The sequence below is a fragment of the Clostridium sp. E02 genome, from assembly GCF_003833015.1.
In the GTDB taxonomy this organism is placed as follows: Bacteria; Bacillota; Clostridia; order Lachnospirales; family Lachnospiraceae; genus Lacrimispora.
The window spans coordinates 73418-89109 of the sequence record NZ_RJLQ01000018.1; the positions used below are offsets into that span (position 1 = coordinate 73418).

The 15692-nt window shown below is 39.4% G+C and carries 12 protein-coding genes; 1 reads left to right on the plus strand and 11 read right to left on the minus strand.

Annotated features, from left to right (window positions below):
• Position 1: 1 nt before the first annotated feature.
• The 6 genes from EFT72_RS14335 to dapF all read right to left on the minus strand — a co-directional run bounded on the left by EFT72_RS14335 (position 2) and on the right by dapF (position 8971).
• The gene (locus EFT72_RS14335; protein WP_124067604.1) at positions 2 to 961 is read right to left on the minus strand and encodes a glycoside hydrolase family 25 protein; all 960 of its coding nucleotides are present in this window, start codon (positions 959 to 961) and stop codon (positions 2 to 4) included.
• A 29-nt stretch (positions 962 to 990) separates the two neighbouring features.
• Positions 991 to 2118, minus strand: coding sequence for a sporulation integral membrane protein YtvI (gene ytvI / locus EFT72_RS14340; RefSeq protein WP_124067605.1), 1128 nt, complete (start codon positions 2116 to 2118; stop codon positions 991 to 993).
• Positions 2119 to 2171: 53 nt separating this feature from the next.
• Positions 2172 to 3224, minus strand: coding sequence for a histidinol-phosphate transaminase (locus tag EFT72_RS14345; protein ID WP_124067606.1), 1053 nt, complete (start codon positions 3222 to 3224; stop codon positions 2172 to 2174).
• Positions 3221 to 4429 carry a pyridoxal phosphate-dependent aminotransferase gene (locus EFT72_RS14350; RefSeq protein WP_124067607.1) on the minus strand — a complete coding sequence of 403 codons (1209 nt, stop codon included), beginning with the start codon at positions 4427 to 4429 and terminating at the stop codon, positions 3221 to 3223. The genes EFT72_RS14345 and EFT72_RS14350 overlap by 4 nt, the downstream gene beginning before the upstream one ends.
• Positions 4430 to 4494: 65 nt before the next feature.
• On the minus strand, positions 4495 to 7884 hold the full coding sequence (locus tag EFT72_RS14355; RefSeq protein ID WP_124067608.1) for an EAL domain-containing protein: 3390 nt from the start codon (positions 7882 to 7884) through the stop codon (positions 4495 to 4497).
• Positions 7885 to 8110: 226 nt separating this feature from the next.
• Positions 8111 to 8971 carry a diaminopimelate epimerase gene (gene dapF, locus EFT72_RS14360; RefSeq protein ID WP_124067609.1) on the minus strand — a complete coding sequence of 287 codons (861 nt, stop codon included), beginning with the start codon at positions 8969 to 8971 and terminating at the stop codon, positions 8111 to 8113.
• A 165-nt stretch (positions 8972 to 9136) separates the two neighbouring features.
• Here dapF and EFT72_RS14365 point away from each other — a divergent pair, with 165 nt between their 5' ends.
• Positions 9137 to 9988, plus strand: a complete 852-nt coding sequence (locus EFT72_RS14365) for an AraC family transcriptional regulator (protein ID WP_124067610.1) — start codon at positions 9137 to 9139, stop codon at positions 9986 to 9988.
• Positions 9989 to 10040: 52 nt separating this feature from the next.
• Here EFT72_RS14365 and EFT72_RS14370 read toward each other — a convergent pair whose 3' ends face one another.
• The 5 genes from EFT72_RS14370 to cdaA all read right to left on the minus strand — a co-directional run bounded on the left by EFT72_RS14370 (position 10041) and on the right by cdaA (position 15667).
• A complete protein-coding gene (locus EFT72_RS14370; RefSeq protein ID WP_124067611.1) occupies positions 10041 to 11333 on the minus strand; it encodes an O-antigen polymerase in 1293 nt (430 codons plus the stop codon).
• 99 nt (positions 11334 to 11432) lie between these two features.
• Positions 11433 to 13145: a phosphoenolpyruvate--protein phosphotransferase gene (ptsP, locus tag EFT72_RS14375; RefSeq protein WP_124067632.1), complete on the minus strand. Its 1713-nt coding sequence runs from the start codon at positions 13143 to 13145 to the stop codon at positions 11433 to 11435.
• 10 nt (positions 13146 to 13155) lie between these two features.
• Positions 13156 to 13437, minus strand: coding sequence for an HPr family phosphocarrier protein (locus EFT72_RS14380; protein WP_124067612.1), 282 nt, complete (start codon positions 13435 to 13437; stop codon positions 13156 to 13158).
• 36 nt (positions 13438 to 13473) lie between these two features.
• The gene (locus EFT72_RS14385; RefSeq protein ID WP_124067613.1) at positions 13474 to 14817 is read right to left on the minus strand and encodes a CdaR family protein; all 1344 of its coding nucleotides are present in this window, start codon (positions 14815 to 14817) and stop codon (positions 13474 to 13476) included.
• The gene (gene cdaA / locus EFT72_RS14390; RefSeq protein ID WP_124067614.1) at positions 14795 to 15667 is read right to left on the minus strand and encodes a diadenylate cyclase CdaA; all 873 of its coding nucleotides are present in this window, start codon (positions 15665 to 15667) and stop codon (positions 14795 to 14797) included. Before cdaA ends, EFT72_RS14385 begins: the two co-directional genes overlap by 23 nt.
• Between the last annotated feature and the right edge of the window lie 25 nt (positions 15668 to 15692).

Consider the following 15692-nt stretch of genomic DNA (forward strand, 5'->3'; position numbering starts at 1 on the left):
GTTAATTCCCAGTCTGGATCATGGCACCATCAAGACCAAAAGAGTAAAAAATTCCATTGATTTCCATGGTGGTATTGCTGATCATAACTCCATTGGAGTCCATATAATACCAGTTTCCTTCTGTCTGAATCCAGCCTGTTTGTTTTTTATAATCTTTTGTATAATAGCGCTTGCCATCAATCGTCTTAAAGCCCTCAGACGGAATTAAGGCTCCATAATCAGCAAATGCAAATTCTATGGTAACATCCCCAGCAATTCCATCAACCTTGCCCTTATCTGTACATTGCCAAATCGTCCGATTCTTACAGTTGTTGACACTCCCATACCTTGCATACCAAACATCATATGGAACCTTCCACGAGTCAATGTATAGGGTAAGCCATTTATGGTTGGCATATACAATCGGTCGGTACCCTGCTTCTTCTATGGTTTTGCAAAATGCATTAATATTATCCGTAATCTGCTGTCTGGATAGATTGTGATCCAGTAAATACTGTGACTCTACATCGTATGCAATGGGATATGAAATCGGATAATCTTTTACCATTCGAAGCACATAGTTCGCCTCTTCAATCGCCGTCTGCGTATCCAGCGCCTGGGTATAAAAAAAGATACCGGTCTTTAATCCATTTTCGGATGCACCTTTCATGTTAACCCCATAGTAAGGGTCCGGATCATTAAAATATCCAACTCTCACCATGGCAAATTTAATTCCATCTTCATTTACCTGTTTCCAATCAATTCCACCGTTTTTTTTATTTTCCCGATTCTGGTATTTGCTGACTGTTATCCCTTTTTCTATGGCACCTGCAATTGGTTTTCCAGATGCATCTACATATTGTCCCTCTTCTATCTTCCATGCTTGTGCAGAATAACCTTCCAAAGGAATCGCGATCGTTTCTGAAGTAATGAAGGCGGCAGCCATACAAATCGCAATTCTTATTCCAATGATTTTTTTCATCTCTTCCTCCAGTGATTGCTTGGATTTTATTAATCTGGCGTTTTACGAAACTGATTGATATCATGGATCAAAGTTTTCACGCTGTCAATGAATGAGTCAAAAGCACCAAATTCATATAAATTAAGAAACAACATACCAACTGGGACTGCCAAAATCATACCTGCAATCCCGCTTATCTTAAATCCTAGATATAAAAAAAACAAAGTCATAATCGGATCAAGCCCCATGGTGTCACCCACAATTTTAGGTTGTATAATCTGGCGAATCACCAAGGTCAAAACGTAAATAACCACCAAGCCAAATCCAAATGCATATTGCCCCGAAACCAAACGCACCAGCGCCCAAGGAATTAAGATGGTTCCTGTTCCCAAAATAGGCAGAAAATCAAGAATGGATATAATGACTGCCAAAAGAAGCGCGTAATCAATTCCAAGAATTAAGAATCCCAAAGCCAAAATAACTGCGACAATAAACATAATTTTAAACTGGGCAAGAAAATACACCATAATCAAATGCCGGACATTGGACTTTAAATATAGGTAATATCTGGTTCCCCCATCCGGTATATAACGTTTGAAAAAATCAACGATCTTATCGCGGTCTACAATAAACAAATAGGAAGAAAATATGGTCACAATTGTATAAACCAGGGCTGCCGGTATGCTTTTCACTGCATTCCCTGCTGCCATAAATGTAGGCGAAGCTATTTTTTGTACCATAACATTCAAATATTCTCCTAAATGGTTCACAAATTGATTCACAGATTTTTGAACATCTTCAGGGAGAAATTGCAGCACGCCTTCAATTCGAAGCATCATTTTCTGTACCTCAACCCAAGCAACATCATAATACGAAGGAATATCTTTTACCAATCCGGAGGCTTCGGTGACTAATTTTGTAATCAAAAAATAAAGCAATGCTAGGATGGCAGAAAGAACCACAATTACAATCAGCATGGAACTATGCTTTCGTACAATTTTTAATCGTTTTTCCAGAAATCGAACCAAAGGATTGGCAATCATGGCAATCACCCAGCCAATTACAAAAGGTAAAAAAAATCGAATTAATTTTGGCCCCCATATCCATATAAAATAGAAACAGACAATGGGAATTCCAATGTTCAATGCGATTTTACCATATTTTCTCATAAATTCCATTTATGCACCTGCCTTCCTTTTCCCACATAATCCCACTGTGAAAATGAAGTAAACTAAAGATATTTGTTCAAAAATTCATATAACTGGTTCATCTCTGTTTCCGTACCAATGCTGATACGAAGATATTGATTTAACTCTTGGGACGGAAAATAGCGGACATAAATATTCTCTTTTCTAAGAGCTATGTAGATGTCTTCTGCCTTTCTTTCTTTGTGCTCTGCAAAGATAAAATTAGACATAGAATCTGGAAACGTAAAGCCAAGACTTCTCAGCTTCTTTTTCGCTTCCTCTCTTGTTGTTACGATTCTTTTCAGCGTTCCCTTAAAATATTCATCGTCTTTTACCGCTTCTGTTCCCAGAATTAGAGATGGCTCATTGAGTGTATAGGAATTGTACGAGTACTTTACGTCATTGAGCGCCTGGATCAGCTTGGAATTTCCAATTGCAAAACCAATCCTCATACCTGCCAGAGATCGGGATTTGCTAAATGTCTGAATCACCAGCAAATTCTCATATTTCTTCGTCAATTCTACCGCACTCACACCACCAAAATCGATATAGGCTTCATCAATCATCACCACAGAATCCGGATTATGGATCACGATCTCTTCTACTTCGGAAAGTGGCATGAATAATCCAGTCGGTGCATTGGGATTTGGGAAAATGATTCCCCCATTTTCTTTGTAATAATCTTCCGGACGGATCACAAATTGCTGCGTCAGTGCCGGAGTCTTATAGGGAATATGAAATAACTCTGCCCAAACCTTATAAAAGGAATAGCTGATATCAGGAAACAGAATTGGTTTTGAGGAATTAAAAAATGTCAAAAAAGACATAGCAATGACATCATCAGATCCAACTCCTACGAATACTTCATCTTCATTTACTTTATAATACCGAGCTAATTCCCCAATCAACAAAGAACAAGCTGGGTCTGGATACTTTCGAAATCTTTCATAATCCATATCCTTTAATGCCTGACTGACTCCCGGTGCAGGTGGATATGGATTTTCATTGGTATTTAATTTTACCAGGCCCTCTCCTTTGGGCTGTTCTCCAGGTACATAAGGAGTGACTCTTCGCACATAGGTTTCCCAAGCTGTCATCTCTTGTCCTCCCTTTTTTCTGCCAAACCAGATTCTTTTGCAATCATCTTAAATGCAGGCAGTGACCGCTCAATCTGATCATACGAAACACAGTAGGCGATCCGTACATATCCAGGGCATGCAAAGGATGATCCAGGAACCAATAGTACCCGGTGTCTCTTACACAAATCAATAAATTCTTTCTCCTCAATAGGTGATTTTACAAATAGATAAAACGCACCTTCTGGCTTTACACAAGTGTATCCATACCCAGTTAAGCTTTCGTATAATAGATCCCGGTTCTTTTGATAGGCTTGCAGATTGACTTTTTCATCCCCACACCGAAGAATCACCCTCTGCATCAAGGAAGGCGCATTGACACAGCCAAGTACCCGATTTGCAATCACTGCTGCTGCAATCACTTGTTTGGAATCCTCAAACTGATCTGGAATGACCAGATAACCGATCCGCTCTCCAGGTAGGGAGAGAGATTTACTATAGGAATAGCAAACAATGGTATTGGAATAAAAAGAGGTCACATAAGGAACCTCCACTCCATCGTATGCCAGTTCCCGGTAAGGTTCGTCGGAGATTAAGACAATGGGATGGTTAAATTCCTTTTCTTTTATTAAAAGAATAGAAGCGATTTTTTTAAGAGTCTCTGCCGAATAAACCACACCTGTGGGGTTATTCGGTGTATTCATAATCACCGCTTTGGTTTTTTTTGTTATTTTCTTTTTAAACTCAGACAGATCAGGCTGAAACGTACTGGTGTCAGGTGGAACGATAGTAAGAACACCATCGTAATTACGAACATAGGCGCCATACTCCATAAAATATGGAGCAAACACAATGACTTCATCCAAAGGATCCAGTAAGGTTTTTAAGATTACGTTCATGCCGCTTGCCGCACCCACAGTCATCAGGATGTTATCTTTATGAAAATCAGTCTGAAATCGCCGATTCAAAGAGCCAGCAACGGATTGCCTTACATCATCAAACCCTGCATTGCTCATATAACCATGAACCAAAGTAGTGTCTTCCTCTTTCAGTATATCAATGATTGCCTGGTTTATTGAATCCGGAGCCGGTACGTTTGGATTCCCAAGGCTAAAATCATAGACATTCTGCGCCCCATACTGAACTGCCATCTTTTTCCCTTCTTCAAACATGGCACGGATGGCGGAATTGTTTTCTACAAGAGGTCTCATCTTATCTGCTATCATACTCTTGTCCCTTCCTTTCTCCTAAAATGATTTTCTCAAATTATACCACATGTGAAAATGGAGGTCTATTCTTTTTCCTTATTTATAGAAATCTGTATCCCAGCCTGTCGAAACGTTTCATTTTCTTTTCGCTGATTCTGCAATTTCTCATTCTCATCAATATCGGATATGACGCCATATAAGGAGTTCTTTCCGTCTCTCATCGAACGCTTGATATGGCACAAAATCCAGATAAATCCATGTTTACTAAGAATCCGATACTTCACACCTTTTAAAACTTCTTCTGATTTTAAAGAGTTTAACCGTTTTATTATATTAACTTTATCCTCTGGATCAAGCATGGATACAAACTGACCATTAAATTGTTCCCTTATTTCTTCTTCTTTATAACCCAGTATTTCTAAGAACCTTGGACTTATGTAGAGCAGTTCCATCTGATTTGAATTCTTACATCGAAAATATCCCCCTTGCATACCAGAGCTTAAAAATTCCAATTCATCATTTTTAAACTGGAGTATTCGATTGGTAGCTTGAAGCTTTTTCTGAGCCAGTACGGTATCTGTGATATCCATACAGGCACTAACGATTGCTAGACGACCTGTTTCCGCTTTTACGATCCGTCCCTTCGTCAACAACCACAACCAACTACCATCCCTTTTTTTTATCCGTAGCTGAAAGTTATATTCCATTCCAGGGGCTAGACTCGATACAGTGCCATCAATCACGCTTAAATCGTCCTTATGAAAGAGGGGAAGTAGGTTTCCTCCCATCTCTTTGAAAAACATCTCATAAGAATCATAGTCCAATAATCGCAACATTTCATTATTTGCAAAATAGAGAGGAAATCCTTTCTCGCAATATAATCCGATCAATCCACCTGGCGCCATCTGAGAAAAAACAGCACCTGCCGCCCGCTGGTTTTCTTCTGCAATATTATCAAAGGATATGTTCTTACCGTCAAGAGTTAGAACATCCTTTAACATCTTCTGAGACTCCTCTAGTTTCTTTCGCTGTTCCATCTGTTCGGTTGCATCCCGAATCGAGCCATAATACAAGCGCCGCCCATCCTGTTCTCTTAAAAAGAAGACCCGAAAATGTATCCACATCAGTTCTCCATTTAAACGGTAACGGCGTAATATGCCTTCTGCCCCCTGTATCGGATTAAGGAGTGCATGTTCAAATATAGTAAGTATTCGATCAATATCATCCCGATATATCTTATTGATCATAAATCCCTTGTGTTCTTCCATATCCACAGGATTCTCTCCGGTTACGCGGTAATACTCTTCATTTACACGAAGAACTGAAAAATTATCTTCATAAACTTCATAAAGTGCAATGGCACCTACCATATTATTTAAGACAGCTTCGCTGGTTATGTTCTCATTAAACAAATCTTCTAACTTCAGCTGTTTTAACTGCCGTGCCTGAATCCCCCTAAAGTCTACATTCCTTTCTTCCATCAAAAGCTCATTTACCTCGGAAACTGGGATCGGTCGATGATAATAAAAACCTTGTCCGTAAATACACCCAATATTAAGTAAAAAGTCTACATGTTCTTTTTTCTCCACCCCTTCTGCAATTACCTTTAATTGCATCACTTTTGCCATTCTGACGATGGTCTCTAGAATTCCCATGCCTCGGCCCTGGCTATTTTCATTCATTTCAAGAAATTTTGTGTCTATTTTAATGACATCTACATTCACATCTTTTAGCATATTAAGGGATGAATAACCACTTCCAAAATCATCCATGAAAACCGGAAATCCAACTTTTCGTAATTCTTCCACTACATTCCGGATCAGATCGTAGTCCTCAGCATAGGCACTTTCTGTGATCTCAATTTCTAGATATTGGGGGGCTATTTCATACTGTTTCACCAATTGCTTAAACTTTTCCACCACATCGATCGCATAGATATCCATCCGGGACATATTCACTGAAATTGGAATTGGTCTGCGTCCTGATTTGGCCCATCTGCTTAACTCCATACAGACCAATTCCCAAATATAAATATCTAAGTATGTAATAAAACCATTCCGCTCCAAAAGAGGTATAAAATCTTTGGGAGATACAATTCCCTTCGTCGGATGCTGCCATCGAACCAGAGATTCCAGCCCTATAATTTTTCCCGTGAGCATATTGCATTGAGGCTGTAAATAAAAAATAAACTCTTTCATCTCCAGACCTCTTTGTATATCGGATAATAGAACTTGATCGTACTCCATCTTCCGTTTCATCCCTGGATCATACCAGCCAATCCGTTTGCTGTAATTGCCTTTTACTGAATTTAGCGCAATGGAAGCCCTGTCATACATCATGCTCACCGATACAACCCCATCTTCCATCTGATAGACGCCTAATGCTGGTAAAAATCCGGCATTTCCACCATACGCCTTCGCATAAGTCTGAATCCGGGTCTCCATTTCTTTTAAAATAGCAAGATCCGCAGGCACTATGATAGCAAAGTCATCTCCTCCCATGTATCCAGCCAGACAATCATAACGGATTTCAAGATTCTTTAAATAATCCCCAATCCTGCTTAGAAAACGATCTCCCTCCTCTTCTCCATACCATTCATTGAACAGTTTAAAATGATCAAAATCTATCGCTACTAAAAAGTACCCGGTACCCACCCTCTGCTTAAGGAGATACTCCGCTTTTTCAAAGAACGGACCATAACGGAAAAGCCCGGTCATTGAATCCATCTCTTCCCATTTTTCCCGCTTTTTCGTCTCTTCTTCTACTTCCTTTTTTTTATTTCGATCAATATCTTGGACGTAACACATAACAAAAGTATCTGTACTGTCTCCATAACGAAATAGTACGGCAGCCATATCCACCCAACAATACGTTCCATCAACGAGTCTCTTGCGAAATACCTCTTTTACAATCTTTCCATTGGCATAAAGCCGTTGCACAAAAGAAGGAATATGGAAAAACTTAAGGAACCGTTCCCGGTCGTCTGGATGCACCATAAGATTAGCGATCTCCACACACATGGTATTTAAATCGCCTTCTATAAATGGGATCTTAAACTTATCTTTTTTATAAAACAGGATTTTATAAGTATTCGCTGAAAGATTTAATTCAAACAGTTCATCATAAACTGTATTCTCCGTAAGATTGTAAAAAACATTTTTATTGGTTTCATCCACAGGTCGAAACATCATAAGCCTGCAATTTTTGTGTCCCACCCAGTCAATGATGCCAGAAGATACCTCCATCCACATCCTTAAATCAGCATGATATATGATTGCTTTCCCGCAATTACCAGTGCTGCACGGACAGTCTAAACAAGGGGAGGAATTCTTTCCCATCCCTTGATAACAATACATTCCAGTAAATAAATCCGGATAATAGGTCTTTACCATGTCATTTAAATATACAATCCTGTAATCCTGGTCAACGATATAAATACCGGCTTCTCCATATTCAGCCGACATATGATTCATAAGCTACCGCCTCTCCTGCAATCCAATCCATGCAGTATGTAAATAATGTTTATTATAGTATGAAACACACGTTTCCGTCAACAAGTTCACAAATGGAGGGTAGGAATATTATATACTTATTTCTTTATAAATATTCATAAAACAATGGAATAAAAAGGAAAAACCATTGGTAAAATCAGATATGGTTGAATCCATATTCTTTTACCAATGGCTTAAATTTTCTTGTCTACTGTAAGGAACGAACCTGTTCTGTCATCTCATAAGATAGCGTAAATTTACCTACGTACCCCACATCTCCGGTCATTCGTACGCTTCCGTCTTCTTTCAATTCAACTTCTAATATGCCTCCTGGCATGTGAACATACATCTTGGGGTCTGTCAGTCCCATCCGGTACGCAGCACCTGCTGCTGCACACCCACTGGTACCTGAAGCAAGTGTATATCCGGCTCCTCGTTCATAAATTTCTATTTCTATGTTCGTCCGGTCAATGACTCTTAATAATTCTGTATTTACTTTCTCAGGAAAATATTCTGCTTCTTCTGAATGTTTTCCAATTTTACATACAAGCTCTTTGGATATATCATTTAACCAAATTACGCAATGTGGATTTCCTATATTAACACAAGTAACACGGTAAGGAATACTTCCAAACATCATCGTCTCATTGAGAACCTCTCTTCTTGGTCCAGTTACGGGGATCTGATCGCTATAAAAATTTAATTTTCCCATGGATACTTTAATTTTTGTGCCTTCTTCATTTAAATACTGAATGGTCTGTTCTCCACTTAAGGTATGAATGGTAAATCGATTTTTTTGTACATATCCCGCATCCTTTAAATACTTGCCAAAAATCCTTACTCCGTTTCCACTTAATTCTGCTTCGCTTCCATCTGGGTTTAATATCTTTACCTCTAGCTTATCCTTCCCAATAATAGGACCTACCAATAATCCATCGGACCCTACACCAATATTTCGGTTGCAAATCAACCGTATATTTTCCTCTGTCAGCTTGCATTCATTTTTGTTTGGATCGAAAATAAGATAATCATTCCCAAGTCCATGATATTTTTCCAGGGTGATATTCATGATGAAACTCCTTTCCCATGTATGTCTATTTTTTCACTTCGTTACTTTCAAATATCCATTCCTTTTCTATTATACACAGCACTTTTTATCAAATCTACCATATTAATGCTTTTAATATTGCAAATAGTGTTGTATTATAAAAGGGGAAAGGAGGAACCCTTAACTATGGACCAATATGAAAAAAGAGGTTATTTAAACAGTGACTTTAAACTGTTTCATCTACTAGATTCAAAAAAGCAGCAATTTGAGTATCATTATCATGACTTTGATAAAATCATAATATTCATCCGTGGCTCAGTCACCTACCGCATAGAAGGATGCACCTATTTACTGAACCCTTATGACATCATACTGGTAGGGCATAATGATATTCATAAGCCAGATATTAACTCTGACGTTCCATATGAAAGAATTATTGTTTACCTCTCTCCTGGGTTTCTTTCTGCCTATCAAGGGGATAATTATGATCTTAGTGACTGTTTTAAAAAATCCAAAGAACTACATTCTCATGTAATACGAATTCATTCCATGGAAAAGAGCAGTCTTTACCTTACTTTAACCAATTTAGAACATGCATGTACCCACAACGGATATGCCAAAGATCTTTACTGTCAGGTTGTCTTTTTGGAGTTTATGATTCAGTTAAACCGCGCTTCGGCAACTAACCGAGTTCAATATATGCAGCCTGCTACCGGAGATTTAAGAATCCTTAAAATTTTAGACTATCTAAACAGCCACTTAACAGAAGATATGACAGTAGACACCATTGCAGAAGCCTGTTTTATCAGTCGCTACCATCTGATGCATCGGTTCAAGCAGCAAACTGGATACACACTTTTTGATTATATAACGGAAAAAAGACTTTTGTTCGCCAGAAACAGCTTAAAATCAGGACGTTCCGTCACTGAGGTATGCTTCCAAAGCGGATTTAAAAATTACTCAACCTTTTCCCGCGCTTATAAGAAACAGTTTCATCTCTCTCCCTCTGACACAAAGAGAGAGCAGAACCACTTATGATAGCAAAAACTCACGAGAAAGACCAAATGATCGATCCCGTGAGTTTTTTTCGTTATCCGTGTCTCCCGTTATTTTTCCAGGAACAGAACAAATACAAAAATCCAGTAATAAAAAAGTAAAACCAGGTAGCCGGATTACTAAACCAAGTCGTAAAAAAGGATAATATCATATACATGGCAAACTGTGCATAAAACAAATATCCGATGGGATTCCTTACTTGTTTCACCATTCGCATAAGGAAAAATGCAATTACTCCCAGAATACAGCCAAAGAGTACAACTCCTATGATTCCAAAGTCGTAATAGGAATCGTAAAACAAGGTAACAGTCGTCAGTTCCTCTTTGGTAACATAAATAGGAAAGTCCACCAGGGAAGGTACCAAAAATTTAAGTCCGGTCAATCCCCATAATGGATACAACATCCGCAGTCCAAAGGTATGAGATGGCAACCACTCAACCAAGCGGTTGAAATTATCATAATTGTTTGCAATGTACATATAAGGCTGAGTGATAAATATAGGCATCTGACTATATTTCATCTGGAATATGCTATTTAAATAAGAGACATCGTGACCTCTTACAATGGTAAGTATCACATATATAGGAAGCATACCCAATGCAAGACCAGCTGCATAAATGATTTTAAGGCGATGCTCCATGGCAATATAAGTAAGAAGTGCTAATCCCACAGCTAAGATCAGCTGAAACCGAGAGACACAAAGAACTGGGATTGCACAGGCAATCAAATCCATAAGTAAAACTGCAATTAACCGCAGCCCGTTTCTTCCCTGTTCTATACAAAAATACAAAACAGAGAGAGCCGGCACCAATACACAGGATACGGTAAAATAATGAACTCCAGTTATGTGAAAGGTTGAGTAGGCATGGGGAACTCCTTTGATAAAAAAAGGAATAAATCCAAGAACAAAGGCCTCTAAAAGAAACGCTGTTAAGGACAAAACCGAAACGATCACCATAGACCAAAATAAAGGCACTTCGTAACCTTTAAATCGAAACCAGCTAGAGCGCTCGCCTCCGGCTTCTCCCTGCATCCGAACAAAGAATTCATAGGAAACCCAAAATCCCAAAAAAGCCAACAAAAAAGAAAGCCAGGTAATAAGATTCCAGTCTGACGAAAGCTTGGAAAGCTTTAAACAGGCGATTCCTTCTCCCCCTACCCAGAACAGGGAAAACAAACCTCTGAGATGAATGATATTCTCCCCTCTCCGATAATCGTACCAGTAAAGATATATGGCCGTTAACAGTAAAAGCAAACCGGACAACCAGTAGTGTCCTGCTCTGGCAAATAAATAAGATGCTGCATAACTGATCAGATAAACGCTCATCGTAACATGTCCCCTTTGGTAATTTATTGCGTTTTTGCCCCTTCTAAGGGAAAAAGGCAGTCGCTGCTTTTTCGACCGCTGCGCCTGCCTTTTTCTCTTTTATCGGCTAATAAACTCCTTCATATACGCTTCTACTTCTTTCGCAGTTGCGAATGACATGGCTTCTTGTGCCATAGCTTGTAATTCACTCGTATCATATCCCATAATTAGCTTTCGAGCATTTAATATTGCAGAAGCACTCATACTAAACTCATTTAAGCCGAATGCCAAGAGCAGCGGAATCAACAAAGGATCGCTGGCCGCTTCCCCACACATTCCAACCATAATTCCCTCTTTGCGTCCACACTCTATGATATAACGGATGCTCCTTAATACTGCCGGATTCAGAGGGGAATACAAATAAGATATCTTTTCATTTCCTCGGTCTACGGACATGGTATACTGCGTTAAATCATTGGTTCCTATACTGAAGAAATCCACTTCCTTTGCAAATACATCTGCCATCAGGGAAGCCGCAGCAGTCTCTACCATGATTCCTACCTGAATTTCTTTCTTGTATGCAACCCCTGTCTCATCTAGTTCTTTCTTAATCTCTTCAATTAGATCTTTCGCTTCCCGGATCTCTTCCAAACAAGTCACCAGAGGTACCATAATTCGAATATCCCCAAATGCACTGGCTCTTAAGAGTGCACGAAGCTGTGGTTTGTATACGTCTTCTTTTCGATCCAAACAAAAACGAATGGCGCGATATCCAAGGAATGGATTCTCATCTTTTTCCAGTCCCATATAAGGAATTTCCTTATCACCACCAATGTCAAGCGTACGAATAATCACTGGTTTTCCATTCATTGCAGTTGCCACTTTTCGATATGATTCAAATTGTTCTTCTTCTGTAGGCATGGAGGTCCGGTCCATAAACAAAAATTCTGTCCGGAACAAACCAATCCCTTCCCCATCATAGTGAAGTACTTTTTCTACATCTTCTGGCTTCCCAATATTGGCTACCAATTCAATGGATACTCCATCTTTTGTAATGGTTGGTTTCCCAATGTATTGTTCCAGCTCTTTCTTTTCTTTCATAAATTGGTCTCTTTTTAACGTATAATCTGCCAAGACATCTTCAGATGGGTCCACAATCACAGTTCCATCTGATCCATCCAGTACAAAATTCATACCATCTTTCACTTGATCCATAATGCCCTTTATGGCAACCACCGCTGGAATCTCCAGTGCTCTTGCTAAAATCGCACTATGGGAAGTTTTTCCACCTAGTTCTGTCACAATGCCTGTCACATGATCTGGATTAATTCCAGCCGTCATAGATGGCGTCAAATCTTTGGAAATAATGATACTTCCCTTGGGCAAGGATGCGATATCCACTGACTTTACATTCAGTAAAATTTTCTGTATCCGAGTCTTGATATCACGCATATCCGTTGCCCTCTGCTGCATCAGTTCATCTCCCATTGAGGAAAACATGTCCGCATAGGTATTGCATACCGTTTCTACTGCAAATTCACTATTCATATGATCAACGGCGATCGCATTCTCAATCTCACCAGTCAGCATAGGATCAGAAAGAAGCAATAAATGACCATTTAATATCTCCGCTTCTTTTTCCCCTACTTTTGCAGCCAGATCCTTTGCCAGAGCACCGATTTCTTCCATCGCCTGTTTTACAGCTTCCTGAAAGCGAATTTTTTCCGCTTCTGAATCCTCAATTGTCACTTTTTGAATGTTTAATTCTGTCTCCTCGACGATAACGGCTTTTCCAATTCCGATACCGGCTGATGCATTTGTTCCTTTCAAAATAAAGTCCTCCTTATAATTTATCATTTATCTCTTCACCAAGGCCACTTGAAACGGCTTCAACCATGACAGCCAAAGCCTCTTCTTCATCTATTCCTTCGCATACGAAGGTAATCTCATCCCCGCTTTTAACACAAGCCCCCAATACACTAAGTACACTTTTGGCATTTGCAGTCGTATTCTTAAATTGAAAACTGACTGCAGATTTAAACTTCATGGCTTCCCTACAAAGAATTCCTGCCGGTCTCAAGTGCAGACCTGTCGGGTTCTTTATGGTGATTTTTGCGCTGACCATACTGAATTCCTCCAAATTTTTCTATTCCCACCAGGTTTATGGCCGGGTTCCCTTTGTTGTATCTTCTTCCGCTGCTGATGTAGATGCAGCGGTGGTAGAATCGCTTTCTACTGTCTCCCCCTGTGTTTCTGCGCCATTATGATTCTGGGCTACAATAACATGAAATGGCTGGTATCCTACCACTTCAAATCCTCCTGATATTGATAGATTCAGCATGCCAGGATAAGATCCGGGTTTTAATCCGGTCACATCAAGAACTGCATTCAGATTTCCTAGATCTAAGGAATCCAAATCTTCTTTCAATCCTTTTATGGTTACTTCCGTTGCTTGTTTGTCAAAACTATACTCGTACGCATCCGAAGCACCAGTCTTATCTAAGTCACTTAAATCTAACTGATAAGTTTTGGTGGTCAAAGGCTCAACTTTAAGTCTTACCGTTACCTTCTTATATTGATCCCCAACAATCGATGTATTCGGCGGCAAGTACTGATTCAAATCTAATTTCACCACTTTATCTTGTGACGCTCCATCAAGATTTAACTCGTCCGAGGTAATAGCAAGTGTAGATAACGATGCCAGAACGGATCTGGTTCCTACCACCGGAATTGATCTTACCTCACTTACAACCCCAGTATATCGATACCCCTTTGCCACTTCTCCTGAAATTTCAAAGTTAAGAGCTATATCCTTTGCTTTTAACACAAGTATCTGATACTCAATTTCATTGCGGTCAATTTTAACTTGATCACTAAGTTCCAACTCATTGCCATTGGCATCATAAAAAATAGGAATCGAAGATCCATTCATATCCATATTCTTATTATCTACATCTATCTCAACCCCAACGTGGTTAATTTTTCCAATCTGCGATTCTGGACCTTCTACTGTGACCTGATCCGGGCTCAGCGTGATTCTGCCCAACGCATAGCCAGTTTGTGGAGCTCCCTGAGTTTTTACTTGAAGATTAAATTTCTTTCTCTGTAACCTTTCCGTGTTGATCCGGATAACCATAGGTTTTGCTGTTATGGTATCATTTTTAATCAAATTTTCTTTTTCTTTGTTAATATCTACCGTAACGGGAACCGCCCCAGTTACATCGTATAAATTTTTCAAATCAACGTAGGCATGAAAATCACTGGATTTTACCAAAGAACGATCCCTTGTTCGTATCTGATAACTGACCATAACGGTATCTTTTCCTACAATCTCATAAGTCAAATCAGCAGCTTTCAGCACTTTACCATTCAGGACATCTACTGACACAACCTGTGAATCGTAAACGACTGGGTTTGAAATGTTGACAACCGCCATCCAAACGATAAAAGCAAGTACCAGGGAAGCAATTTTCAGCCCAAGATTATTTAATATTTTTTTCTTCATTCTTACGCCTTCCCTTCAGAATCCGAAATCTACTTCCTTCCTCTACCGCCTGTTTTGCTCCACCAAGTACCGATTTAAGCATATCCGCATCTGCGATCCTTTTCAATCCGCCCTCCATAGCAACAATGACACGTCCAGTCTCTTCTGAAACTACAATCGTAACACTGTCGCTGACTTCGCTTACACCAACCGCTGCCCGATGTCTGGTACCAAGATCTTTGCTAATGGTCATATTATCAGTAAGAGGCAGATAACAGGTTGCTGCTGCCACACGATTCCCTCTAATTACCACAGCTCCGTCATGCAAAGGAGTATTATGCTCAAATATATTAATTAAAAGCTGACTGCTTACAATCCCCCCAACCTCAATTCCTGTCCGTTCAATCTCTTTTAAGGAATCGCTGCGCTCAATTACAATCAAAGCACCTGTTTTCACTTTAGCCATCTCGTAAGTAGCCTTTACTAATTCATTAATCGTCTTATCCGTAAACTGTGAACGGGTTCTCCCATCATCAAAGGTCAAAATTCCAGTAAAAGGATTTTTACTTCCAAGCTGTTCCAATACTTTACGAAGTTCCGGTTGAAAAATCACGATCGCCATCGTCACAGCCGGAGTTGCAATCTTATTTAAAATCCAGAAAATATTATAAAGACGAAAAACGTATGCAAACAGATAGAAAAGAAGAATCATTATAATTCCTTTTAACAGCGTCCACGCTCTCGTATTCATAATCCAGGTCAGTAGTTCATAAAGTAAAATAGCAATAATTACAATCTCAACCAGGTTTGTTTTTGAAATTCTGGGCAGGAAAGATACCCAGGAATACATTCCACCTAAAAAATCTGCCATACGATCCCACCTCCCTTTCTTTTCT

Bases quoted from the DNA above. Each gene is read 5' to 3' on its own strand.
- EFT72_RS14380 (WP_124067612.1), bottom strand. From the start codon at position 13,437: ATGGTCAGCGCAAAAATCACCATAAAGAACCCGACAGGTCTGCACTTG.
- EFT72_RS14365 (WP_124067610.1), top strand. From the start codon at position 9,137: ATGGACCAATATGAAAAAAGAGGTTATTTAAACAGTGACTTTAAACTG.
- EFT72_RS14385 (WP_124067613.1), bottom strand. From the start codon at position 14,817: ATGAAGAAAAAAATATTAAATAATCTTGGGCTGAAAATTGCTTCCCTG.
- EFT72_RS14350 (WP_124067607.1), bottom strand. From the start codon at position 4,429: ATGATAGCAGATAAGATGAGACCTCTTGTAGAAAACAATTCCGCCATC.
- EFT72_RS14355 (WP_124067608.1), bottom strand. From the start codon at position 7,884: ATGAATCATATGTCGGCTGAATATGGAGAAGCCGGTATTTATATCGTT.
- EFT72_RS14345 (WP_124067606.1), bottom strand. From the start codon at position 3,224: ATGACAGCTTGGGAAACCTATGTGCGAAGAGTCACTCCTTATGTACCT.
- EFT72_RS14335 (WP_124067604.1), bottom strand. From the start codon at position 961: ATGAAAAAAATCATTGGAATAAGAATTGCGATTTGTATGGCTGCCGCC.
- ytvI (WP_124067605.1), bottom strand. From the start codon at position 2,118: ATGGAATTTATGAGAAAATATGGTAAAATCGCATTGAACATTGGAATT.
- dapF (WP_124067609.1), bottom strand. From the start codon at position 8,971: ATGAATATCACCCTGGAAAAATATCATGGACTTGGGAATGATTATCTT.
- cdaA (WP_124067614.1), bottom strand. From the start codon at position 15,667: ATGGCAGATTTTTTAGGTGGAATGTATTCCTGGGTATCTTTCCTGCCC.
- EFT72_RS14370 (WP_124067611.1), bottom strand. From the start codon at position 11,333: ATGAGCGTTTATCTGATCAGTTATGCAGCATCTTATTTATTTGCCAGA.